Annotated in this window: 19 protein-coding genes; 9 read left to right on the plus strand and 10 right to left on the minus strand. The window is 44.1% G+C overall.

The genetic code is table 11. The features are described from left to right. Nucleotides 1–245: 245 nt before the first annotated feature. The 8 genes from KUL49_RS15215 to KUL49_RS15245 form a co-directional block, all read right to left on the minus strand. Nucleotides 246–1,886 carry a replication endonuclease gene (locus KUL49_RS15215; protein WP_131137832.1) on the minus strand — a complete coding sequence of 547 codons (1,641 nt, stop codon included), beginning with the start codon at nucleotides 1,884–1,886 and terminating at the stop codon, nucleotides 246–248. Further along, entirely contained in the window at nucleotides 1,873–2,157 is a 285-nt protein-coding gene (locus tag KUL49_RS15220) for a hypothetical protein (protein ID WP_131137833.1), read from the minus strand. Before KUL49_RS15220 ends, KUL49_RS15215 begins: the two co-directional genes overlap by 14 nt. Then, the gene (locus KUL49_RS15225; protein WP_131137834.1) at nucleotides 2,157–2,393 is read right to left on the minus strand and encodes an AlpA family transcriptional regulator; all 237 of its coding nucleotides are present in this window, start codon (nucleotides 2,391–2,393) and stop codon (nucleotides 2,157–2,159) included. The genes KUL49_RS15220 and KUL49_RS15225 overlap by 1 nt, the downstream gene beginning before the upstream one ends. Before the next feature lie 77 nt (nucleotides 2,394–2,470). Beyond that, nucleotides 2,471–3,271 carry a hypothetical protein gene (locus KUL49_RS15230; protein WP_131137835.1) on the minus strand — a complete coding sequence of 267 codons (801 nt, stop codon included), beginning with the start codon at nucleotides 3,269–3,271 and terminating at the stop codon, nucleotides 2,471–2,473. Nucleotides 3,272–3,297: 26 nt separating this feature from the next. Continuing rightward, entirely contained in the window at nucleotides 3,298–4,035 is a 738-nt protein-coding gene (locus tag KUL49_RS15235; protein ID WP_131137836.1) for a DUF4760 domain-containing protein, read from the minus strand. 343 nt (nucleotides 4,036–4,378) lie between these two features. Beyond that, nucleotides 4,379–4,987, minus strand: coding sequence for a site-specific integrase (locus KUL49_RS21255; RefSeq protein WP_242633848.1), 609 nt, complete (start codon nucleotides 4,985–4,987; stop codon nucleotides 4,379–4,381). 35 nt (nucleotides 4,988–5,022) lie between these two features. Continuing rightward, nucleotides 5,023–5,610 (minus strand): Arm DNA-binding domain-containing protein, encoded by a 588-nt coding sequence (locus tag KUL49_RS21260; RefSeq protein ID WP_242633849.1) that lies wholly within the window; start codon nucleotides 5,608–5,610, stop codon nucleotides 5,023–5,025. A 219-nt stretch (nucleotides 5,611–5,829) separates the two neighbouring features. Next, entirely contained in the window at nucleotides 5,830–6,066 is a 237-nt protein-coding gene (locus KUL49_RS15245) for a hypothetical protein (RefSeq protein WP_141306342.1), read from the minus strand. 258 nt (nucleotides 6,067–6,324) lie between these two features. Between KUL49_RS15245 and KUL49_RS15250 the strand changes: the two genes are divergently transcribed. Continuing rightward, complete coding sequence (locus KUL49_RS15250; protein ID WP_131137837.1) at nucleotides 6,325–7,458, plus strand: DUF4124 domain-containing protein; 1,134 nt, start codon at nucleotides 6,325–6,327, stop codon at nucleotides 7,456–7,458. 14 nt (nucleotides 7,459–7,472) lie between these two features. Here KUL49_RS15250 and KUL49_RS15255 read toward each other — a convergent pair whose 3' ends face one another. Further along, entirely contained in the window at nucleotides 7,473–9,170 is a 1,698-nt protein-coding gene (locus KUL49_RS15255) for a class I SAM-dependent methyltransferase (protein ID WP_131137838.1), read from the minus strand. A 195-nt stretch (nucleotides 9,171–9,365) separates the two neighbouring features. Here KUL49_RS15255 and KUL49_RS15260 point away from each other — a divergent pair, with 195 nt between their 5' ends. From KUL49_RS15260 to KUL49_RS15275, 4 genes are all read left to right on the plus strand, one after another. After that, the gene (locus KUL49_RS15260) at nucleotides 9,366–11,459 is read left to right on the plus strand and encodes a TonB-dependent siderophore receptor (protein WP_131137839.1); all 2,094 of its coding nucleotides are present in this window, start codon (nucleotides 9,366–9,368) and stop codon (nucleotides 11,457–11,459) included. A gap of 359 nt (nucleotides 11,460–11,818) precedes the next feature. Further along, complete coding sequence (locus KUL49_RS15265) at nucleotides 11,819–13,537, plus strand: amidohydrolase (RefSeq protein ID WP_131137840.1); 1,719 nt, start codon at nucleotides 11,819–11,821, stop codon at nucleotides 13,535–13,537. 287 nt (nucleotides 13,538–13,824) lie between these two features. Further along, nucleotides 13,825–16,551 carry a TonB-dependent siderophore receptor gene (locus KUL49_RS15270; protein WP_242633850.1) on the plus strand — a complete coding sequence of 909 codons (2,727 nt, stop codon included), beginning with the start codon at nucleotides 13,825–13,827 and terminating at the stop codon, nucleotides 16,549–16,551. Nucleotides 16,552–16,692: 141 nt separating this feature from the next. Further along, nucleotides 16,693–17,220 (plus strand): hypothetical protein, encoded by a 528-nt coding sequence (locus KUL49_RS15275; protein WP_131137841.1) that lies wholly within the window; start codon nucleotides 16,693–16,695, stop codon nucleotides 17,218–17,220. A gap of 61 nt (nucleotides 17,221–17,281) precedes the next feature. Here the strand turns inward: KUL49_RS15275 and KUL49_RS15280 are convergent, their stop codons facing one another. Further along, on the minus strand, nucleotides 17,282–18,502 hold the full coding sequence (locus KUL49_RS15280; RefSeq protein WP_075177658.1) for an acyl-CoA dehydrogenase family protein: 1,221 nt from the start codon (nucleotides 18,500–18,502) through the stop codon (nucleotides 17,282–17,284). 213 nt (nucleotides 18,503–18,715) lie between these two features. On the opposite strand from KUL49_RS15280, the gene KUL49_RS15285 reads away from it, so the two are divergent. The 4 genes from KUL49_RS15285 to KUL49_RS15300 all read left to right on the plus strand — a co-directional run bounded on the left by KUL49_RS15285 (nucleotide 18,716) and on the right by KUL49_RS15300 (nucleotide 23,251). After that, nucleotides 18,716–19,639, plus strand: a complete 924-nt coding sequence (locus KUL49_RS15285; RefSeq protein ID WP_131137842.1) for a LysR family transcriptional regulator — start codon at nucleotides 18,716–18,718, stop codon at nucleotides 19,637–19,639. A 137-nt stretch (nucleotides 19,640–19,776) separates the two neighbouring features. Continuing rightward, nucleotides 19,777–20,538, plus strand: coding sequence for an MBL fold metallo-hydrolase (locus KUL49_RS15290; RefSeq protein WP_131137843.1), 762 nt, complete (start codon nucleotides 19,777–19,779; stop codon nucleotides 20,536–20,538). Nucleotides 20,539–20,750: 212 nt separating this feature from the next. After that, nucleotides 20,751–22,136 (plus strand): YcjX family protein, encoded by a 1,386-nt coding sequence (locus KUL49_RS15295; RefSeq protein WP_131137844.1) that lies wholly within the window; start codon nucleotides 20,751–20,753, stop codon nucleotides 22,134–22,136. Nucleotides 22,137–22,138: 2 nt separating this feature from the next. After that, nucleotides 22,139–23,251 carry a YcjF family protein gene (locus KUL49_RS15300; protein WP_131137845.1) on the plus strand — a complete coding sequence of 371 codons (1,113 nt, stop codon included), beginning with the start codon at nucleotides 22,139–22,141 and terminating at the stop codon, nucleotides 23,249–23,251. Nucleotides 23,252–23,291 lie beyond the last annotated feature (40 nt).

The following is a 23,291-nucleotide window of genomic DNA, read 5'->3' on the forward strand; positions in this document are numbered from 1 at the left end:
CGAATCCAACCGCATGACCATTACAGCATGATATAAGCGCAGCGATGAAGACCCGAAAGCCAAGGCGCAAAGTCACCCGAGCTTTAACTCGCCAATGTTTCGCCATTCGCGCAACCAGTTTTACTGATAATTGAGCGCGAGAAACACAACAAGATTATCATGGGGGGAGTAGTGCGATTTTTCAACTACGAATTTAAGATTTAGTACACTTATTTACAGAACTCCAAGTAAAAGCTTTTGAGCCGCTATGCGGCTCTAATACCACGATTTTCTAATCGCCATTCGTGAATTCTAGTAATAACCTCTTTTTCGCCTAGCTTTATTCCTCGAAGCGAGATCGAAACAACACCGTCAAAGTAACTTTGCTTAAGTTCACCTGTTTCTGTATCGAGTTTTTCTTTATAAAGAGGCCGAATGGCCTGTTCGTTGCGCTTACAGAATACTCCACCCATAAGTTTTACAAAGTCTGCCCACTTGCCTTTATCCGCTGCTTCGAAAATATCAGAGAAGAGTTCAGTTTCGTTGCAAAGCGCTTTAAGTCTTCTTAGTTCGCGCCACACAGTAACAGCCCCTGCACCTAATTGTTGAAACTGACGTATTCCCCAACAGCTAGCCCAAGCTTCAACGCGCTGCGCTGCTTCGATAGCATTGCCTCCGTCAATATCACTATCTAGGTTTGCGCCGTTAACGTTTTTGCTTACGTACTTAGCTATGTAGCCTGTCGCGCTGCCTCTTGAGTAATCAATATCTTTAAAATCACAACGGTTTTCCTTAGCACCTGCTTCATCGCCGTCCTCTCTTAATGCGTAGTGTTCGATAATGGCTTTAAACTCGTTTGCTTGGTATTGTTCTAGGAAAATAAGCATGTGCCAATGTGGTGTGCCATCGTGTTGTGGTTCAGCAATGCGGAAGCCGTATAGCTTAATATCCTTACGGTTCAAATCAGCGCGAATAAGAGCCCACATATCATTTAAATACTGCTGTGCTTCATAAGGCGTTGAACCATCCCATTTTGGATTTCGGTCTCCGGACTTAGCGTACGTGTTATGAAAGCGGGAAGGGCAAGTAATTGTTACAAACAAGGCTTTGTGGTTTAGCTCTTTAGCAATATCTTCGTAACCAGCCATGCGTGTCATAAGTTCATTTTTACGATTAACAGGGTTAGATACATTTTTATCTGACAATTCAGCAAGCGAAAACGACTCATTATTTTCGTTAACGATAACGAGATTTTCGAGCATTTGCCTCTGCAGTTCTTTTTGAATTAAGCGATGTTTTACAGTGTTATCACTACAGTACTTTCCTTTTCTACTGTTTACCTGTCCTAGATGAATTTGCACTTTTTCTTCTGTACGGCGTAGCACCTTCCGTAATTTCCGATGCCACCAGTATTTGTCCTGCATTCTTTTGATTGCCCCGTTAACGTTAACGGGTTTGTTTAGCTCCGGAGGATTAATACCATACCCGTTAACGAACTGCGCACATTCATTGTAAAGCGCTATATTCCCGTTAACGGGTTTTTCACCCGTTACGTTACGGTTTGCATGTGAATTAGTATAGAGCTCAAGACGTTTGCAGCGTTTTGCATTTTCTTCTGAGAGTTCTCTTAGTTCAGACTCGCTAGCATCAAAATAGGGAATGATTTTTTCTGGAATAAGCGCATTCAACGTCTCAACTGTTTTACGCAAATAGCTGTTAGCGTTATACGGCTTATCAAAGGTTTGATACTGGTTGATAAGTATTCGCTGAATAGATTCATTAAAATGAGACATTCTTTCTTTTACAAACAGCCGATCTTCTTTTGATAGGGAACGGTAAAATTCACCGTTAATCTTATCTAACTCATCAAGTGAACGCGCGATTGGAGTTTCTTTAATCGCTTTCATTGCGACCCTCCAGTTCGTTGTGCAGCTTTATTCCCTTTTCAGAAATCGAGAAATTGCTCCAACGAATGCCAAACGCCATTTCCTCTTTGTTTTCTTTTAATAACCCGATACGAACTAACGAAAAGAATACCGTCTTGGAAAACTTTATCGGCTTTTCTGTAGGGAAGTGATAATCCCCTAACTTGGGGCTCACACTAGTACAAAACTCAACAATTCCGCCGTTATAGAAGAAGGTGAGCAATTCGATTTGGTGTATTGATAGTTTTTTCATTACGCTACACCTTCATCTTGATAAAGGTGGGTGCGTCGCACGAAGCTTTCTAGCCAAGCATCAAGGTCTTCTCGAAGATAACGAACGGCTCGACCAATTTTGATAAAGGGTGGGGCAGGTGTACGATTTTCGCGATTACCGTCCATTCTTGCCTGACGCAAGAAAGAACGACTCATGCAGATGTATTGAGAGGCTTCTTTTTCTGTAAGAGCTCTACTTTTGATTTCATTATTCATAGTTTTATCTCAACTAATTTATTGCTTGAGATGAAAACTATCTTTCCCGGCTTTCCCGGGAACTTACTAGGGAAAAATTATTTTGATTTTTTTATTTCAGAAACAGTATTTTGAAATGTCTTTAAGGACATGGTGTGTTCCCTAACTCCGGGCTTACCCCAAATAATCTCATTTCTATCAATGCTTATTAAAATACTGAGTGGGTCTGTAGCATCAATATCATTTTCGAAGTTTTCGCGTATTAACTTGTAAAGCTTTGTTGCGCCTAAATGAGGGTTGTCTCTGCATACTAGCTTAATTTGCTCTTTCATTAGATGCTCACGACTTTGGTTCGTTTCTGTATCTAAACCTAGTTGTAGCTTGCACCAGTCTACCAGTTCTCTTTTTAGAACTAGGTCATTAAATCTGATATCTAAACCTTCAGGTATCGGTGTATCTTTAGCATGAAGTAACTCTCTATTTTCCTCGCCTATAAGAAATGCATCACACTGCGAAAGATTTAACTCGTTGAACGATGAGGCGCGGTTAACTTCAAAATTGTCTCCGAATAGCTCCTTAAGTAATTCCTTCGAGCATGATTCCATCGTATTAATGTAAGAAACATCATCTAGATAAGCTAAGCTCAATGAAGCGATGCCATCCCTCAAAAGGTTCTTTCTTGTGTGAGGAGGGAGCTCTACAGTTCCGCTATAGTACGCAACTCCTTTTATAGTTTTTTTGAATGAACGTTGCTGTCGTTCGGATAAGATGAAGTAGCGAGAATAAATGAATGTGTGCAGCGGTATATTAAAGTTTTCAATTAGATATTTGTAATCAAAACTGCTGAAACCAAGTGCTTTTTCAAGCTCCTGCATTCGATAATAGCGCTTTTCAATCATACAGACTTACTTTGAACACTTTCTGTCTAAGGATTGGTCTTGAATAGACGATCTTTTATACTTATCCATCTTCGCTGGATAAAGCTAAAGTAAAGCTTTCGGTGCTTCCTTTTAAAGTTATTTCTTGAATGCTCAAACTCTTTCAGCTGTCGGTTAAAATTATAGCTCTTAGGGCAACAATTTGAGTGACTTTCAAGATACTGATTGAAATTAAAAAAAGTCCGGTTTAAGTTCATCAGTGATTCTTTTAATTCAATGCCCTTACGAAACTCCAGTGCTCGCTTGTGTTGCCATCTGACGGCTAGTTTAGTGAATCCTACAAAGTATCTAGGGTTAGTTGATTGTATTATCTCAATGAAAGGTAAAAGATCTTTATACAAACCTATGACTGTAGAGCTATGTGCTTGATACAGAAAGTTTGAATCAAATAGACCATGATGAATCGCGTTAGCAGCCCTTTCCCACTCATTAAGGAGTAAAATAGCAGCCTTTCTTTCATCGGTTCCTTTTTCAGTTGCTAATTTATTATGTTTATCAGGGTCTTTGTTATCTTTGAAGGCTCTCAAGTGTCCCCAAGCATCTTGAACTTTTTGGTTTTCTAAATAGTTTGCTTGAAAATCTAGCGAGTTTTTTTCTTTAGAAGTCCTCCGCTGAGCTATTATCCCCAAAGCCGCAATTAGTAGTGCAAACATACCGACAATTGCTGTTGGATGCTCTATTAAAGCCGACACTAGATTAGTTAGTGATGTATCTGAATCTTCCATTTTTCAGTTTCTATTAAAAAGTGAAGCAAAAAAAAGAAGGGCTAACCCTTCTTTTTCATTTTCTTGGGAATAATTAATCCCAAAGCTCTTCTTGAAATTTTTGCTTATGATTAATCAATATCATCCGATTTCTCCCAATGCCAGAGGTCAAATTAAGACTGTAGCACTATAAATTTTAGAGCTTTCAAATCTAAGAGGTTGCACATTATATGTACTTCTAAAGGGAAGTAAAGATCATTTGGTCCCCGCAATCTCAAATTTAATATAGATTAGTATTGAGAATACAGTCAAGTCTCAAAGCTCATTAAGTTTTTACTCCATCCATTAGTATAGACATGATCTATTATAATAAGTTCACAGCTTTAGCCTTATGCTCAGGTGCTAAATGAGAGTACCTGAGCGTCATATCTAAAGAACTATGACCAAGCAACTCACGAGTTGTATTTAAATCTACACCAGCCATTACAAGCTTGCTTGCAAAATGATGGCGTAGGTCATGGAAACGAAAATCTCTTATTTTCGCTTCCTCTAAGACTGTAGACCAAGCTTTCTTTATATCTTTAAGGGGGTGGTCTGGCTTACCCTCAAAAACCCATAGTAGGCTTTCACAGTCGTTTCTCCAGTTTGTTAGTGCTGACTTAGCTTTCTGGTTAAGTGGAATGTGCCGAGCTTTTCCGCTTTTAGCATTTGCCGCTTCAATCGTTAGAAAGTCTCGCTCTAAGTTCACGTTTTGCCATCTAAGCGAAAATAGATCACCCCTTCTCATTCCGGTATTCATTGCCAATATCACCAACGGCTCTAGGTAGTCCGCAAATGTTCGTGCACTTAAGTTAGGTAGAAGTGGATAGCCCCGTTCGGCTCTATGTTTGTTGCCGCTTTCCCGTTCACGCTTTATTCTAAGGTCTCTTGTTGTTAATGCTTTTCTTAGGCGTTCTTCTTCGTCAAAACTCAAGTAACGAATACGGCTATTGTCTTCAATTAATGGCTTTAACTTTTTAAATCATGGCTAGGTATAACTTCCCATTCAACAGCTCTGCTCAATACAGATTTTAAAGTGGTAAATCGCCTATTAATGGTCGCGTTGCTTTTCTTTTGGTTAAGCATTTCGGTACGTAATTTTTCTAGCAAAGAAGCATTAATATCACGCAATTGCATTGGCAGCAGAGTAGGGAAGTTGACCCTTAAGTTTTTTAGCTCACGCTCGCCCGTTCGTGGATATTGCGCGGTGTACCATTTTTCAAACTCCAGCTCGATAAATGCTTGAAGTGTGGTGAGCCTCGCTAGCTTTTCTTGTGCTTTTAACTCTTTTTTGTTTTCGTGCGGGTCAACACCTTGCACAATTGAAGCGCTAGCCATCTTTGCGGCATCTCGCGCTTGTGCGGGTGTAATTTCTGGGTGTGTACCCAACTTAACATTCTGTTGTCTTCCATTGTGGCGATAATATAAAAAGTAAGTCACCCTACCTTTTGGAGAGATACGCGCATGAAAACCTGAAATATCGGTGTCGTTTAGCCTTTTATCTTCAGGTTGAAGTGCATTAATGCTGCTGTTCGTTATCTTTTTCTTGATAGCCATAAGCAAAATATGTAGCAAATATGTAGCAAAGTGAGTGATTTTGGGTGAGTTTACATGAACAAGTGTGAACAAACTATGAATGTATTTATTTGCTAAAAAATCAATGCCTTATTGTCATTTTTTGATGCATCCTTGTTCATGGCTGTTTACCGAGAAATACCCTAAAATCAGGCTCCGGAGGCAAAGGTCATAGGTTCAAGTTCAAAGTCGGTAATACTCTTAGTCAACTGAAAACCCCTTCTTTTTGCATTCATATCGCTGCTTTTTAAGGCTTCGCAGTTGTTCCTTCAATTGTTCGCCTTCCCTCATACTGTAACCAGCACGCATCCTGGAGTTAATTGTGTCTATACGCTTTTCTATACCGGAGCATTGGTATTTGGAAGGTGTAAATTTAGAGTTGGCAACTGAATTTGTAGCGGCAAGCATAAATAGAGCTAAGGCGATCGTCTTCTTCATTTTCATCCTTGAGAATTTATCTAGCCTCACAATGTTGCTAAGTCAGCTTAGTAAATTGTACTTAAGAGGCTTCGTGGTTACTTTGACATAAACATAGCGTCTGTTAGGCAGTTTAAGGTTGTTTCGGAATTATCAGTGTTTTCGATTAATAACTATGTATAGAAATTCACACCTATTTAGATTGGTAAATTTTTGATTCTTGCGAGGCGTTGTACTGTGATAGTAAATCAAGTTATGTAAAGGTGTTGAAGGGATAGCATGGCAAGCAAAAATGGAATTGGCTCAAAGTTTGTTATAGTCACGAGTGTGCTAACTATTAATAGTTTAGGGGTTTTGTATTTCGCGAGAGACAACTTTGAACTACCTCAGTTTCTTAACATTGCCTTTGAGTTTGTAGAAGCCAAACTTTATGACAATAGCGATCATAAAAGTCTATTACGTCGTACGCCACATTCTTCAACAGATGTTTCTCAAGCACAGAGGGACTTAGAAATTGAAACATATTCTGAAGTCAAATCTAAGCTAAGCAATACAGGGTCTGATGAGCATGCAGCTCCACACACTCATAAATGTTTAGACAAGATAAAACCACCCGAGAGAAAGATCATGTATACATGGACAGATGGGAAAGGCGTTAAGCATATAAGTGACTCTCCTAGGAAGCTGAACAGTAATACTTCAGTACAAGTAGCCAAAATAATTAACCCAGAGGCTATTTCGTTTAACTTTCACTCGCATAATTTACCGTTTGACGTTCAGCGCGCGGTACGAGGAAGAGTACAAGAAGCATTAGATGCTTTTGCGCCAGTTACACCTACAGAATCAATGGTTCCTGTTGTAGCTAACATAAGGAGTTTCAGTGATAAAGGTGAGTATGAAAAATACAGTAAGCGTTTTAATCTTTCTAAATCCACAAGCACAGGCTTTTACTCTTCGGGCAGAAATGAATCTGCCATTTTAATTCGGGACAATAAGGAAACACTCCGAACTATAACGCATGAGGTAATGCATACCATTAATCGATACTGGTATGGCCAAGTGGCGAAATGGTTGAATGAAGGAATGGCGGAATATTCAGAAACCCCGGGAAGTTTGACTAACAGCGCATGGGTTAATCATTTCAAAAGTAATCAGCCGCTAGCATTGACGACACTCTTTGAAGGGACGGAGAGCAGTTGGCGCAAAGATCCGCATCAATTCTATGCTTCTAGTTGGGCTTTCGTTGCTTTTCTAATGAGCGACAACCAAGATTTTATGAGCCGACTTTTGCTGTTAGAAAGCGAAAATGGCTGTGAAGAGCTTTCCATGAGCGATATTCAGCGATTGTACGGGAGAAATATCGCAACGCTAAACAGTAATTTTAGACGCTGGTTTAGAAGTAAGCTTCAATAAACTATCTTCCAATGTTATCGCCAATCCTCCAACTGCTGCAGCGCTTTAATACGGTCACGTTGCAGAGCGAACGCTTCAAACACGTCATCAAAGTTGGTGTTATTTGGCCTAAGGTTAGGTAGGGCTAAATTGGCTTGACTAAAAAACTCTGTTTGATTGCTTTGCCAGCCTTGTTTCCACCAAGAAACGATTAGTTCACGAGAACTAGAAAGCTTCAAACCTGTGGGTAATTTATCGGATTTTTTAGCGTTTATGCCCGATTGGGTCGGTAGCAAATTCCAAAGGTCGTTATTGGGCCATCGCGCAAAAGGAAATGCATGATCGATAGCATAGCCAGAAAGTTCTAGTCGCTTTCCAGACCAGCAGCATGCAACGCCTTCATTGGTGAGCAACTCATTTACTCGGTTTCGAATTTTAGAAGTGGAACGTTCTGGGTCCTCCCACCGAAGTGCATTAAGATAATCGACTTTAGTAAGCGGCCTTTGTTTGTTTAAACCATAACCTGCCATTAAAGATGACCACTCGTTAATCAATGTCGGCTCTATCCATACGCTAAACTGAGTCAATGAGTCCCAAATATGCACGGGTACATAGAACTTTCCTAACGATGACAAAAACTCGAAGTCTAGTAACAAATCGTTTTTAGGCTTTCGAGTTTGATTAAGCTCTACGTGAAAAACACCTTTATCAGTGCCAGGCAACGTGGTGTGCTTAGCGGGCATATTTTTTACAGTCGAAGCGATGTCTTTTAGAGTTCGGTAAATTGCTTGTACCGTTGCACTATCTGAATAGTGCGCGCCAATATAAAAATCATTACTAGAAAAGGCTGTAATCTGCTGCCAGCCGTCAGTTTTAACAAACCCCAACCCTCTACTAGAGTTGCTGTTTTGTTGCATCTCGAACTTATCTATTAGCGGTTTATAAAGCTTCAACCAATAAAGGGCTACTAATCCAACAGGCAGAATTACGTGTTCGTTCGTTTGTTCTATAACCGCGCCCGGATGTCCTTCGGCTATTCTGAGTAGTGTCCGTAAAAGTGCAACCTTGTATGTTGAGGATTTACTGTCGTTTATTACGATGTTTCTAATTAACGGAAATGCACCTGTACCGTTATCGGGAAGTGTAAGTAAAACCGTTTGCCATTGAACGTCAGTGCGACCCAGCGCATCGTCCGAATTCTCAGGGGTAAGCAGTCGATAGGTAAGTCCGAATTGACTTGCAAACTTAGCCAGTTCATCTGCTGAAACAGGGTACATAGTGCGTTCGTCAGCGCAACTGCCATGGCGTAGAGATATAACTAGCTTACCGTTGGGTTTCAGTAACGAAGATAGTTTTCTAAAGGCGCGTTCTCTGGATGATGGCGCGATGTGCATCCAAACTGCACTTAGAAGGATTAGGTCAAATTTTGTTTGTAGGCGAAAAACTTCAGTTAGTTCAGGTAATGAATCGGATATCCAGTGTATAGGACTAGAGACCGTATAGGCTTGCGCAAGTTCTCGAATGCCAGAGGCGGGTTCAACTGCGACTACACCTAAGCCTTTTGCAGCTAAATAACGAGCATCGCGACCGGAACCAGCACCTACATCCAGCACCATTCCTTCTTTAGGTATTGCCTTTAACCAGTCTTTGTGAACAGACTCGAAGGGTATGCTGTCATATTGTTTCGCAAGAGCAGAAGCGTTGGTTGAGTAGTACGTTATATTTTGGGTCAAAACCGCTAACTTGTTGCCAGTCCATTGAGTTTCTATTTCTAAATCATTTACCTAATAAACTCAAATATTCCTTTCTAACAGTGCTCATAATGATTGTTTAGTAAATAATAACAATTATCATTTAAATTAAGTTTAAGCTGTTTTATACTTCTGCCCGAAATACCAACCCTTCATAACCAAATAACAGAGAAAACCATGAAACTAAGCAGTTTATTTGCACTAACGCCTATCGCGTTTGCTTTGTCGGTAAATGCGCAAACAACTCAAAGCGATACAGTAGAAGTTAAAGAAGCAGACGTAGAAAAAATTCGTATTGTAGGTGTTCGCCAAAACCGTGTTAGCCGCGGTGCAACTGGCTTAACCATGGAAATCAGTGAAACGCCTCAGTCTATCAGTATTCTTTCTGAAGACCTTATGCAGTCGTTCGGGGCGTTCAACATTAACGACGCACTAAAGCTAGCACCAGGTATCAATGTAGAAGAGTGGGAAACTAACCGTACTAACTATACCGCACGTGGTTTTGAAATTAAAAACACCCAGATTGATGGTGTAGGCCTGCCTAACGACTGGGGTATTGTTACCGGATCGGTTGAAGCTTATGGCTACGAAGAAATTGAAGTTATTCGTGGTGCGAACGGCCTGCTTACTGGTGTAGGTAACGCGTCAGGCACCATCAACTATGTGCGCAAGCGTCCTACTAACGAAGAAGGCGGCGAAGTGGGTGCAAGCATTGGCTCTTACAACTTCAAGCGCGTTCAAGGCGATTACTCTATGCTGCTTACAGAAGACGGCAGCTGGGCGGCGCGTGTAGTAGGTAGCTTTGAAGATAAAGAGTCTCACCTAGATGGTTTAGAAAACGATCGCGGCTTTGTATACGGCGTTATTGATGGACAGCTAACTGATAACGCTACGATAACCTTCGGTTTGTCATACCAAGATGCCAATACCGACGGCAACACGTGGGGCGGGCTAGTATTCAACTATACCGACGGTACGCAAGCTGAGTGGGATATTAATGACACCACTACGCAAGAATGGACCAAGTGGGATACTGAAACCACTAACGCCTTTATTGAACTAGACTATGAGTTCGATAACGATTGGCAATTGCTACTTAGCTATAACTTCCGTGGTTACGAAGATGAAAGTAAGCTGTTTTATGCTTACGGTACCATTGATAAAGAGACTGGCCTTGGCTTATTTGGCTGGCCAGGTCGTTACGATTCTGAAATTGACTCTCACCTGTTAGAAGGCCGTGTATTCGGTGATTTCGAGCTGTTTGGTCGCAGCCATGAAGTTAATTTTGGTGTAAGTCACGCTACTAGCGACGACGTGTCTTTTGTTCATGCGTTTGACTACGCTACTACTCCTGCATACGGCCCAACACCAGCATTCCCATACGGCTTGGATGCGATTGCTGAGCCAGAGTGGTTAGGTGTGTCTGAGTACTCAAATATTGAGCAAACACTAACGCGTTACTTCGGCTCTGCTCGATTCAGCGTAACTGACGCAATGCACATCATTGCTGGTTTTAACGCGATCGACTTCGAGCGTACTGGCCAAAACGCAGGCGCGGTTATCGATAACTCAGAAAGCGAAGCCAGCCCTTATGTTGGTGCGACTTACGCGGTGACAGAAGATGTTAATGCTTACGTGAGCTACTCTGACGTGTATCAGCCACAAGAACAGTATGACGTAAACGGCCAATACCTTGACCCAACAAAAGGTCAAAACTTTGAGGCGGGCGTGAAAGCCCAATGGTTCGATGACCGTTTATTAACCACGTTCTCGTACTTTACTGCAGAGCAAGACAACCTAGCCGCCTACGCTGGAACTAACCCAGACACGCTTCAGTTTTACTACAAAGGCGTATCGGTAGAGTCTGATGGTTTTGAAATTGAAGTGGCCGGCCAAGTAACCGATGCTCTGCGTGTTAACGCGTCTTATACCGCTATCGACGTAGAAGACGAGCAAGGTAACGATGCTAACCTGTGGGCACCGCGCGACGTAGTAACCTTCCAGTTAGCGTATACAGTACCGCAAGCGCCCGAGGTAGAAGTAGGTTTTGGTGGCCGTTGGCAGTCTGAAATAAGCAATGTTGATTACAACGTTGAACAGGGGGCGTATTTCTTGGGTAATGTGTACGCGTCGCGTGCGTTTACTGAAGACCTAACCGTTCGCATGAATATCAACAATATCTTCGATAAGAAGTACATTAACAGCCTACACACCGTGGGTTATTACGGCGCGGGCATTAACGCCCAGCTAAGTGCGTCGTATAGCTTTTAATTAACGCGCTTTATTAGGGTAAAGGTAGCTAACCTGTAGGGGCGCTACCTTTTGCCTTTGCTTTCAGCAACCTGTCTTGCTACTTTCATTTGCTCCTTTTTATGCATAAGCATGCACACGCCGGTACTTGCTCAGCCCGATAAACAGTCTGTTTATATTATCGATGTGCAGGGCGAGAAAACCGCGCCTCTTACACCAAGCCACTGCCTTGATTAAAATTAGGGCAGTTGCTAGTGTATCTAATCTGCATAAAAAATGGACTTTTAAAAACGTATGTTTCAACAAACAAGGGTTCATTTAACTGGCCGCTTCTCGCTTTTTACCAATGAAAGCGAGTAATAATAAAGTAGGTGAACTCAATGTTTTCAACCGCGTTATCGCGCTTAATATTAAAGGGCTTTATCGCCACTGTAGCCTTTGTATCTCATGATGTTTTGGCACAAACCTCGGAACCCTGTAACAGCTCAGATGTAGTGTTTTATAACGGTGTTATATACACCGCAGACGATAACAACTGGCAGGCCGAGGTGGTTGCTGTTAAAAATGGGCGCATTACGTTTGTTGGTAAAGAGGTCGATGCCGCAGCCTGGCACTGCGGTGCAGAAAAACGTATTGATTTGAAAGGCAGCACGCTTTTTCCAGGTTTTACCGACAGCCATCAGCACCTTGAAGGTATAGGTAAGCGCACGCGCACGCTAAGTTTGTTTGGCATTCCTACGCTAAAGCAAACGGTAGCTGAAATTAAAAGCTTTGCCCAAAACGTGCCAGACGGTGAGTGGGTATTAGGCCGTGGATGGATAGAGCGTGAGTGGCAAGATGAGCAACGCTTTTTAACGGCTGCCGACCTAGATCCATTCACTCAGAACAAACCCCTGTTTATGCCTCGCGCCGATGGAGTATCGGCGGTGGTGAATTCAAAAGCGTTGGCCCTTGCTGGTGTTACTAAAAACACGCCCGACCCAGAAGGCGGAAAGTTTGAGCGTTACGACGATGGCACTCCTACCGGTTATGTACTCGCCACGGCGATGGATTTTTTTCGAGATATCTTACCGCCCGAATCCGACCAATATATACAAGACAATTTAAAACGCGGCATGCAGGTCAATGTATCGCAAGGATGGACGGCAACCCACGACGCCGGTATGAAGTGGCGAGAGGTTCAGCAGCTTAAGCAATTGGCCAATAATGACGAGATGCTGCACCGGGTTTATATTGCTATACCTATTAGCGAGTCAGATAAACTTTTTCAAAATGGCGCTGAAAAACTTGCAGGTGGGCTGTTTCATTTAAATGGAATAAAAGTGTTTATCGACGGTACTTTAGGTTCCCGTGGCGCCGCGCTACTTGCACCCTATAGCGACGCTGATCACAGCGGCTTTATGAACCGCACCACAAAAGATGAACTTATGCCGGTACTGGAGCTGGCCTTAAAGCAGGGGTTCCAGGTGATGACCCACGTTATTGGCGACCGTGCGTTATATTCCACGCTGAATTGGTACGAAGAGGCATGGGAGGCGTTGCCCAAGGCTAAGTGGAAAACCGATGATCTGCGCTGGCGCCTAGAGCACGCACAAATAATTCCGCCCAAGCAGCAAGACAGACTTGCTCAAATGAATATAGTGGCGTCGATGCAGCCAAGTCATGCCATAGGCGACTTAAATTTTGCGCCAAGTCGTTTGGGGTACAGCCGTTTGGAGTATGCCTACCCTTGGAAACCGCTGGTGGATAAAGGCGTTGTTTTGGTGGGTGGCTCAGATGCCCCGGTTGAAGTGGGCGATCCGCGCATTGAATTTTATGCTGCTATTACCCGCAGCAGACTGAACGGTACGCAAGATAAAGGTTGGCACCCGGAACTATCGTTATCAAGGGAAGATGCACTTCGCATGTTTACCCTATGGCCTGCCTATGCGTCGTTTCAAGAAGATAGCTTGGGGTCTATTGAAGTTGGCAAATACGCCGATTTTTCTGTTTTCGACACTAACTTTATGACCGCTGAACCTGCCGATATTTTGAAGGCTAACGTAGTTATGACCGTGGTAAACGGTAACGTGGTTTTTGAAAACCTTAAGCATCATTAATCCTTTCGTAATTAGCGCTGCTTGCATCTAAAAGCAGCGCCAATCCACGCTTTCTAAAAAATGACCTAAACAGCATTATCCTAAAGGCTAATATTAATCTTATCTAATGAGTGATAATTATCTCATTAAGGTGTGTTTTTTAGTTAATTTATTCTAATTTTAAGATGCTTATTAGTTTGGGTGTCTCACATTCTTTTAGCCGCCGCTAATACGCACTCGTTTCCTACGCCAATAATAAAAACATTTAAACCATATAAAAAAACAACAAGTCTTGAAGGAGAAACACAGTGGAGCAAGGTAACTTCCCCAAGGGGAAAAAACTTAATGGAATAACCTCGGCCATTATTGCTAGTTCATTACCGTTTTTTGCGGCAATGTCAGCACCTACTTTTGCGCAAGAAGCTGAAGAGAAAGCAGAAGATTTTGAAAATATCATTGTAACGGGTACACGCATGAGCAACCGCTCTGCAGCTGACTCGCCAGTGCCGGTAGATGTAATTACGGGTGAGGAATTCCGCCAAAACTCGTCAAGCGACGTGCAAGACATGCTGCGTACCAATGTACCGTCGTTCGACGTAAACACACAGCCAATTAGTGATGCGGCTACCATTGTACGCCCAGCTAATATGCGCGGTCTATCGCCAGATAATGTGCTGGTATTGGTTAACGGTAAGCGTCGTCACCGCGGCTCTATTATCTCTTTCCTAGGTGGTGGTATTTCTGACGGTGCGCAGGGGGTGGATATTTCGGCAATTCCATCACTCGCTCTGAAGCAAGTAGAAGTACTGCGTGACGGTGCATCATCACAATACGGGTCAGACGCTATCGCAGGTGTACTTAACTTCTTGCTTCGCGATAACGATGAAGGTTTCGAGTTCCGCGCAAACTATGGCTCTACCTATGAAGGCGATGGCGACAACTACACTATTTCAGCTAACGCCGGTTTCTCGCTAGGTGCAGATGGTTTTATAAACATTACAGGTGAAATTCGTGACGTTGAAGGTACGGTGCGCTCGGTAGTACGAAACGATGTGCAAGGAATGGTTGATGCGGGTTACTTAAGCCAGTCTGACTTTTCTACTATCAATACCTATACCAACGAAGTGCCACAATATTGGGGCCAGCCAGACGTAGAAGACGATTATAAAGTTTTTATTAACTCAGCGTATGAGCTAAACGAAAAAGCAGAGCTCTATTTATTTGGTAACTACGGCAAGCGTACTGTAACCGGTGGTTTCTTCTACCGTAACCCAGTAACTGAAGGTAGCCAGCGCGGCGGTGTATACGCAGGCCCATTGGTTAACCCACTAACAGGTTTAGCCGACCCAGACGGCGTGCACTCAGTACTTGTTGGCGACCTTGACGGTGTAGGCGTAGGCGGAAGCTGTATTGACGGTATTCCAATTGGCGGTGAAGGCAACGTATTCCCCGACCCAACCTTCCTAGCGCAAGTTCAGGCAGACGATAATTGTTTCTCGTTCATTGAAACCATCCCAACGGGCTTTGTACCGCGCTTTGGTGGTGATAACGAAGACATGGCGTTCACTGTAGGTGTACGTGGTGACTTAGATGTTGGTAACGGCTTAGGCTACGACTTCAGCGCGCAGCGTGGTTCGAACCGCACAGACTTCTTTATTAAGAACACCATTAATGCGTCATTAGGCCCAGCAACTCCTCGCGACTTCGTACCTGGTGGTCAAGAGCAAACTGAAACCCTAGTTAACCTTAACTTTGTATACGGTGTTGATGTAGGTTTAGCGTCTGACTTGAACGTTGCGTTTGGTGCTGAATACCGCAAAGAAGAGTTCGATCTATTTGCTGGTGATGAAGCGTCTTATGCGCTTGGTCCGCTAGCAAGCCAAGGCTTCTCGTCTAGCTCTAACGGTTTTGGTGGTTTCCCTCGTGATACCAGCTCGTCGCAAGACAGTAACGCGGTTTACATTGACTTGGAAGCCGACGTAACAGAGCAGCTTACCCTACAAGCAGCGCTACGTCGTGAAGACTTCAGTGAGTTTGGTGATACTACCGACTTTAAACTAGCGGGTATTTTCCACGTCACTGACGACTTCCGTTTACGCGGTGCATACTCAACCGGTTTCCACGCGCCAACAGCGGGTCAAGCAAGCATTACTAACGTTACCACGCAAAACGTGAACGGCGTGTTGATTGACCAAGGTACACTGCCATTGTCATCGGCGGCAGGTCAATTAGCGGCTGACTTCATTGAAAGCCAAGGTAACGGTCGTCCAGACCTAGGGCCAGAAGAAGCGGTCAACTTCTCATTCGGTGCATCAATTGATGTGGCAGACATGAGCTGGACCATCGACTTCTACAACATTGAAATGGAAAACCGTGTAGCACTTGGTGCTAACGTAAATTTCCTAGATGCGCTTAACTTTGCCGGTGGCGGTACAGATTACGCAACCGTATCTGAAGCGCTTACCGAACTTGATGCGTCGGGTATTATCGACCGTTCAGACTTTATCGGTCTTGATGACCTATCGCAGTTCCGTTTCTTCTCGAACAGCTTCGACACCACTACACGCGGTATCGACATTGTAGGTAACTACAGCTTCGATTTATGGGAAGGTAATTCACGTATTACCCTAGCGGCAAACTACAACGAAACCGAAGTAGACGATGTAGGCACGCTTAACCCAATAGGCGAGGGCCGTGTTGCTGCAATTGAAGACTTACTGCCAAACCTACGCGGTAATATTTCGTGGACGCACACGCAAGGCGCACTTCGCACCCTAGTTCGTGCTAACTACTACGGTGGTTGGGACGACACAGGTAACGGTGTAGACGGTATTGATGCGGCTATCTTGATAGACGTTGAAGCTAAATACTCTTATAGCGAAAACCTCGATCTTGTTATTGGTGTGAACAACCTGTTCGACGAATATCCAGAAGAAAACCCAAGTGCGGGAAGCTCAGGTCAGCTTTACTCAGAAGCTAGTCCGTTTGGTTTCAATGGTGGTATGTGGTACGTGCAGGCACGCTATACTTACTAAGCCATTTTTAGCCAGATAAAAAGCTAACTAATTAGTTTATAAACAAAATTGAATACCGCTTCTTGTTATAGGAAGCGGTATTTTTTTGACTGGAATTTATTCAAGTGCTAGGTTGAAAAACGTACAAGTAAAACAACGAGGATGTTAATTGTGATAAACCCACGTAAAATTGGATTTCATGCCATTAAAACAGCTGCGCTTTCGCTAGTACTTGCGGTAAGCTTTCAGGTAGCCGCGCAAAACGACAAAGAACGCGTTGAAAACATTGAAGTATTCGGCCAAAAGACTACACCGCAATTAAAAAGAGCATTCGATAAACAGCGCTTCGAATTCTTGGAACTGTATAACAGCATTAATGAAATCGCGAAGTTCGATGTTATTTGTAAATATCTAAAGCCTATTGGTAGCCAAATTGCCCGTAAAAGCTGCGAACCCCGCTATGTGAAAGACTTTCGCGTAATGCAGATTCAAACCTCTTCTACAGGCGTAGGAATTGACCTCAATCGCTTACCGAGCGATGACGATATTCGTTTTCTTACTAACGACACGCGCGAAGAAGCCTTCGAGCATGTTGCAGCGCTTATTGCCACACACCCGGAACTGTTCGACAGCTTCAGCAAGCTAGACGCGCTACATCAGCGCATTGAGCAGCGCAAAGAAGACAACTAATTTTTAGGGCATTCGAACCAAAAAATGCGGCATTAAGCCGCATTTTTTGTGTTAGTTTTTGCTACTGATATTTTTTAAGCTCTAGTCGTGACACCATGCCTTTATGCACTTCGTCAGGGCCATCAGCTAACCGAAGGGCTCTTGCACCAGCGGCAAATCGCGCTAGTGGGAAGTCGCTACACATACCCGCACCACCGTGAATTTGTAGTGCCATATCTACCACGCTTTGTAGCATATTCGGCACCACCACTTTAATGGCTGATATTTCGGTCATAGCGTGCTTTACGCCTAAGTTGTCAATTTTCCAAGCGGCGTGGAGCGTAAGCAAACGCGCTTGCTCAATAGCCATGCGAGCATCGGCTACGCGTTCTAAGTTGCCACCTAAGCGTATGATTGGTTTACCAAACGCAACCCGTTCGTGACCGCGTTTAAGAGCAAGCTCTAGCGCTTTCTCTGCCATGCCGATAGCGCGCATGCAGTGGTGAATACGGCCTGGGCCCAAGCGCCCTTGTGCAATAGCAAAGCCTTTGCCTAAACCCATAATTAGGTTGTCTTTGCTCACGCGCACATTATCGAAATGCATCTCCCCGTGGCCGTAAGGCGCATCGTAATCGCCGTAGGCATCTAGCATGCGCTTAATGGTAATTCCAGGTGTATCAAGTGGCACTACGACCATACTGTGGCGACTGTGCTTGTCGTTATCGGGGTTAGATAAGCCCATGAATATGGTTATAGCAGCGTTAGGATGGCCTAACCCTGTCGACCACCACTTTTTACCGTTAATCACTACGTCATCGCCATCTTCAATAATGGTGGCGGCCATATTGGTGGCGTCAGACGAAGCAACATCAGGCTCTGTCATACCAAACACTGAGCGTATTTCACCTGCAAGCAATGGTTTAAGCCATTTCTCTTTTTGGGCGTCGTTGCCGAAGTGATACAGCACTTCCATATTGCCGGTATCAGGCGCATTACAGTTAAAAATCTCTGGTGCAAAGAGGTATTTTCCCATGCGCTCTGCCATAGGCGCATATTCAAGTGTGGTAAGGCCCTGGCCTAGCTCGGCATCGGGCAAAAACAGATTGGCTAACCCTGCTTCGCGCGCTTTAGCTTTAAGCGCTTCAGTTCCAGGGTGCAGCTTCCAGCTTTTCCAGTCGCCGTGATTATTCTCTTTGTGGTGAAAGTCGTAAACTTCATCTTCAATTGGCGCTATATGCTCGGCTATAAAATTATCGAGCTTCTCTAGTAAGGCTTTGGTTTTGTCGTTATGTGAAAAATCCATAGGGCACCTTTTTACATTCGTTGAAATTGTACTAATTAAATATAGAGAGTATTTGCTTCGCATCTCGCACTTGGGTCGCCGCAAGTTAAAATGTAGGGGCTGTCTCTAAAGCGTGCGATAACTGTCCGTTAAACGCATAGTAGAGAAAGTTGTTAAGTGAATGAAATGAAATATAATCCTTAGATGGTGTGAATCTCATTCATGGTGGTGGCAATGTTCGAAAATAGACAATTCGAGAAGTTGGATCTAAATCTGCTAAAGGTTTTTGAAGCGCTTTGGCAGCATAGGAATATGACCCGCGTAGCTGAAGCGCTTCACATTACGCCATCGGCCGTTAGCCATGCCATGCGCAGGTTTAGGGATATTTTGGGCGACCCACTTTTTGTTAAAGAAAAACAAAGCATGTTGCCTACTGCGGCCTGCGAACGGTTAGCGCCCGCTATTCTAAAAGCCTTAAGCGATATTCGAAAAGCATTGGGAGAGTTTGCCGACTTCGACCCGGTACATAGCCATCAGCGCTTTGTTATTGCCATGCAAGAGTCTCTTGAATTAGGCGTTTTACCTGTCCTGCTTTCAACCCTTGAAAAACAAGCACCTAATGTCGAAATAGTAAGCACTCGCTTACATCGAGATGCAATGCTGGCAGACTTAACAAATCGAAACCTCCACCTTGTTATTGATATTGGTCGCGCTGTTGCTGCGCCCATCTCTCACTCACTATTGCGCCGCGACACCTACAAGGTGCTTATGAATAAGCAAAACCCGTTGGCACAAAATATAGATAAGAAGAAGTATGTGGCGGCACGCCATATAACGGTGTCGAACCGGGCAAAAGGGGCGTCGGTAGAAGAAATTGCACTGCAGCAACTAGGTATAAGCCGTCCTTCATTATGGCGTTGCCAAAACTATCGCGCCGCGGCAGATGTGGTGGCTAGCACTAACGCTTTGTTAACTTTGCCAGGCTCTGTGGCTGATGCGGTAAGCGATGATAACCTGATTAGCACCAAACTGCCGTACCAGCTTCCCGCGTTGGAAACACACCTTTACTGGCATAGCCAGCAGGAAGGCGAGCCCGGGCTAATGTGGTTACGCAATTTAATGCTACACTTGTTCGCTGAATCTGGTCTAACCAGATAGGTTCTGATAGGATTCAGCGCTATAGGCATTATCACGCAGCCCACATTTTGCCAGCGATTAGCGGGGTTTAGTGCTAGCGTACATGAGGTATGTCAGATACCGCGGTTGGCGCGTGTTTTGGTGAAAAGGAAGCAGTAATGAATATTCACACACTTGCAGGCTACATACAGCATATTTATCTTGTTGAAGACAGCAAGGGGTTGCTATTGCTTGATGGCTGTAGCCGCGCCGATGTAGACAACGTGTGTCGATACATTACGCAAACCTTAGGTCGTCCGTTAAGTGACTTAAAGCTGATTGTGGTTACACACATGCACCCAGATCACGCCGGAGGCGCCATTAAACTACGTGAACGTACTGGTGCGCAGGTGGCATCTCATCCCAAAGCGATTAATTGGTATGCTGGGTTTGCTGGGCGTACTGCTCACGGCATAGATTTGTTGCTAACCTGGTGGGTGGCCAATCGTATTGGCAAGTCAAGAATGCCCATTTGGTACAACCCAATACTAGCGCCAGATATGACGCTTGCCGACAATCAGTTACTGCCCGGTTTTCCTGACTGGCAGGTTATGTACACGCCGGGTCATACCGACCACGATTTAACGCTTAAGCACGTTCCCACGCAGCAGGCTTACATTGCCGATGTATTGGTACAGGTGAAAGGTGAATTAGTACCGCCATATCCGTTATGTCACCCAAACCAATACCGCGAAAGCTTAAAGAAGCTGGCCCAGTCACATATTGATACATTCTTTTGTGCTCACGTTCCGCCCACCAAAAAGTCGGATATCGATTTTGAACACGTTATTGAAAACGCGCCGCGCAAACCTAAGAATCACTGGCATTCCAGTAAAAATCGCATAAAGAAAAAGCTATTCAATAAGACTCGCGAGCATTAGTTTATTAGCTGTCACTAACGTTACTTATTTACGAAGCGGCGTGTTTAGCTGGCACTGCCCTTGCTTTTCCCCCTTAATAACCACATTAATCCTTTAGGCATATCTATAATAACGAGAGGGCAATAATGTATAGGCCGCACCCTCTGGATATTATTTTTAAAGGTTTAGGTTTAAGGGAATAGGAACTGCAAAGGCAGAATACAAACAAAATAATGCAAAAAAATATCGCTACGCTTTTTGACAAGACTCGGGCAATGGCGTCGCTAACTGGCGACAAACTTAGCAGTGTGTTTAACAAAGAAACTCACAGATTCACCATTACTGGGCTAAGTCGAAGCGGTAAATCTATGCTGTTCACCAGCCTTATCACTATGCTGAAAAGCCGTAGTGAAGAGGGCTATGCGTGTTTGCCTTTGCTACGTTATTTGCCGCCATCCCAAGTGCTTGATATGCGCATAGAGCCCATTGAAGGCTACAAACCGTTCCCGCATATACAGAACATTGCTGATCTTGAAAACGGCCAATGGCCTAAAGCCACCGAAGAAGCATTCGGTTTTAAGCTGGTGGTGCGTTTAAAAGAAACCGCCTCATTGAAGCGTCATGTACTGCCTCATAGCGATGTGGTGTTTGAGTTTATCGATTACCCTGGAGAATGGGTGACCGACATTCCCATGCTAAGTAAAACCTATGCTCATTGGTCAGACTCTGCGTGGGCTCAGCTTAGCAGTGGGCCGCAGCAGTATTTTGCCAACCAGTGGAAAGCGTTTGTTAATCAGTTTGATTTTGAGCAAGAGCCAACCGAACAGCGTATTCAGCTGCTGGTTAATGCCTATCGCGATTATTTAGTAGAAGCGAAGGCCAACGGCATATCTCTCCTTCAACCGGGCAGTTTTTTACTGGAATCGAGCGACTTCGATTGGCAGGCCTTTGGTTTTACGCCGCTTCCGTCTAGCATCACCAGCGATGTATCACATCCTTGGTTTAAAATATTCGACAAGCACTTTGCTAAATTCCAAAGTGGGTGGTTAACGCCGCTGAAGCAGTCCATTTTCAAAGAAACTGACAAGCAGATAATTCTTGTCGATTTGTTTGAAGGGCTTAACCACAGCAGACAGCATTTGTATCAGTTAAAAGAAACTCTGAGTCATTTGGCCGACACCTTTGTGTACGGGCAAAGCACGTGGTTTTCACGCAATGTGCTGAAAAAAGAACAAATAGGCAGAGTGGCGTTTGTGGCCACTAAGTCTGATTTAGTGCCTGTAAGTCAGCGCGCTAACTTACTTAATTTACTTACCCAAATTACCGAAGGAGCGAGAGCACGGTTTGACGGTAAACCCATACAATTCGAGCATTTTTTAGTGTCTAGCATGCAAGTAACCGACGAAGGTAGTAACGACGATGCTATTCGTTACAAACACACTGATGGCCGCTATGTAGAGTCTACGTTCGAACCTATTCCCAGCACTTTGAAAGAGATGGAAGAGGGTAGCCACTTTCCAGTACCTGATGTGAGTGTACCTAGCGATTTTAAGGCGCGTATTTTAGCGGGTAAGGGCGTAGATAGATTGCTTCAGTTTTTACTGGGCAAAGGAGAGTAAGAATGAGCGATAAACCTTATACATTTGACGAAAGCCCAGAAGAAACAAGCCAGTCTACGCTTAGAAGCGATGCAATTTACGGCGGTGTCGGTGAGGAAGAGCAGCATAATGCGGTGACTGGTTATGGTAAACCTAATAATGACCATGAAAGGGATGCGGTAACAAAACCGCAGTACAAAACCAAAGTTAAAACACAAACCTTAGACATAGCGCAGCCTGAAACCAAACTTCCGCAACAAGTTAACGAGGATGTATGGGAAGTGGATACAAAAAAAGGTGGCCTGTCGTTAGGTGCGGCAACATTAGGGTTTGGCGTGGTTTCATTAATTGGGTTTTTCGTATTTGAAGCTTATACCACCCTTGCGGCAAACGTTTCCGAGCACCCCATCGGTACGGGCGTACTGGGCGCGCTATTAGTTGGGTTTGTTAGCTGCTTTAGCTTTTTGAGTTTTAAAGAGTGGCGAGGCTACAAGCAAGTAAATACGGCGATGGAAGATGCAAGCGTTATCCGAGATTTGCTGGCTAGTAATGGGACAGAGCCTTCAGCGCAGAAAGAGCCTTCAGCGAAACAAAATCCATCAGCGGGAACAGAAGCATCGCCACAGAAAATTGATCGCGTGCTAAGCCAGCACGGCAAACGCTTTTCGCGAGGGTCTTACGCGGCGCACTGTTTCGACCATTATAAGCAGCAGCTTCAAGACGATATGTCAGGCCCAGAACGATTAGGCCTGTACGAAGACACGGTACTAAAACCTGTTCAGGAAAAGGCGCACAAGGTGCTGAATAAAGAGTCGGTGACCGCCGGAAGCCTTGCTTTTATAAGCCCCAATAATCTTATTCAAACTTTTGCTGTGGTATGGATTAGCTTTCGTACCATTCGTCGAATGGCCCGCGTGTATGGACTAAGGCCAAGTACAGCAGGGAACTGGAAGTTGCTTAAAGTGTTGGCGCAAAACATTGCGGCGCAAGGCGTGTTTGACTTAGCTACCGACGAAGTTGCAAATCAAATTGGAGGTAGCTTGTCGGCGAAGTTTATGGAAAATTCTGCTGAAGCGATTGCTGCGGGCGCGCTCAACGCCCGTTTAGGACGAGCGTTGATCAAGTTGCTTAAATAGCGCGTCTTGCCTGCTTGTTAGGCTGCGCTATTGATTTTGC

Origin of the sequence: Alteromonas sp. KUL17 (assembly GCF_006538305.1) — a bacterium.
Taxonomy (GTDB): domain Bacteria; phylum Pseudomonadota; class Gammaproteobacteria; order Enterobacterales; family Alteromonadaceae; genus Alteromonas; species Alteromonas macleodii.

Excerpts from the sequence above, each read along its gene's own strand:
- KUL49_RS15225 (WP_131137834.1), bottom strand. The coding sequence starts at position 2,393 with ATGAATAATGAAATCAAAAGTAGAGCTCTTACAGAAAAAGAAGCCTCT.
- KUL49_RS15250 (WP_131137837.1), top strand. The coding sequence starts at position 6,325 with ATGGCAAGCAAAAATGGAATTGGCTCAAAGTTTGTTATAGTCACGAGT.
- KUL49_RS15230 (WP_131137835.1), bottom strand. The coding sequence starts at position 3,271 with ATGATTGAAAAGCGCTATTATCGAATGCAGGAGCTTGAAAAAGCACTT.
- KUL49_RS15300 (WP_131137845.1), top strand. The coding sequence starts at position 22,139 with ATGAGCGATAAACCTTATACATTTGACGAAAGCCCAGAAGAAACAAGC.
- KUL49_RS15295 (WP_131137844.1), top strand. The coding sequence starts at position 20,751 with ATGCAAAAAAATATCGCTACGCTTTTTGACAAGACTCGGGCAATGGCG.
- KUL49_RS15220 (WP_131137833.1), bottom strand. The coding sequence starts at position 2,157 with ATGAAAAAACTATCAATACACCAAATCGAATTGCTCACCTTCTTCTAT.
- KUL49_RS15265 (WP_131137840.1), top strand. The coding sequence starts at position 11,819 with ATGTTTTCAACCGCGTTATCGCGCTTAATATTAAAGGGCTTTATCGCC.
- KUL49_RS15260 (WP_131137839.1), top strand. The coding sequence starts at position 9,366 with ATGAAACTAAGCAGTTTATTTGCACTAACGCCTATCGCGTTTGCTTTG.
- KUL49_RS15215 (WP_131137832.1), bottom strand. The coding sequence starts at position 1,886 with ATGAAAGCGATTAAAGAAACTCCAATCGCGCGTTCACTTGATGAGTTA.
- KUL49_RS15285 (WP_131137842.1), top strand. The coding sequence starts at position 18,716 with ATGTTCGAAAATAGACAATTCGAGAAGTTGGATCTAAATCTGCTAAAG.
- KUL49_RS21260 (WP_242633849.1), bottom strand. The coding sequence starts at position 5,610 with ATGGCTATCAAGAAAAAGATAACGAACAGCAGCATTAATGCACTTCAA.
- KUL49_RS15275 (WP_131137841.1), top strand. The coding sequence starts at position 16,693 with ATGTTAATTGTGATAAACCCACGTAAAATTGGATTTCATGCCATTAAA.
- KUL49_RS15235 (WP_131137836.1), bottom strand. The coding sequence starts at position 4,035 with ATGGAAGATTCAGATACATCACTAACTAATCTAGTGTCGGCTTTAATA.
- KUL49_RS15280 (WP_075177658.1), bottom strand. The coding sequence starts at position 18,502 with ATGGATTTTTCACATAACGACAAAACCAAAGCCTTACTAGAGAAGCTC.
- KUL49_RS15245 (WP_141306342.1), bottom strand. The coding sequence starts at position 6,066 with ATGAAGAAGACGATCGCCTTAGCTCTATTTATGCTTGCCGCTACAAAT.
- KUL49_RS15290 (WP_131137843.1), top strand. The coding sequence starts at position 19,777 with ATGAATATTCACACACTTGCAGGCTACATACAGCATATTTATCTTGTT.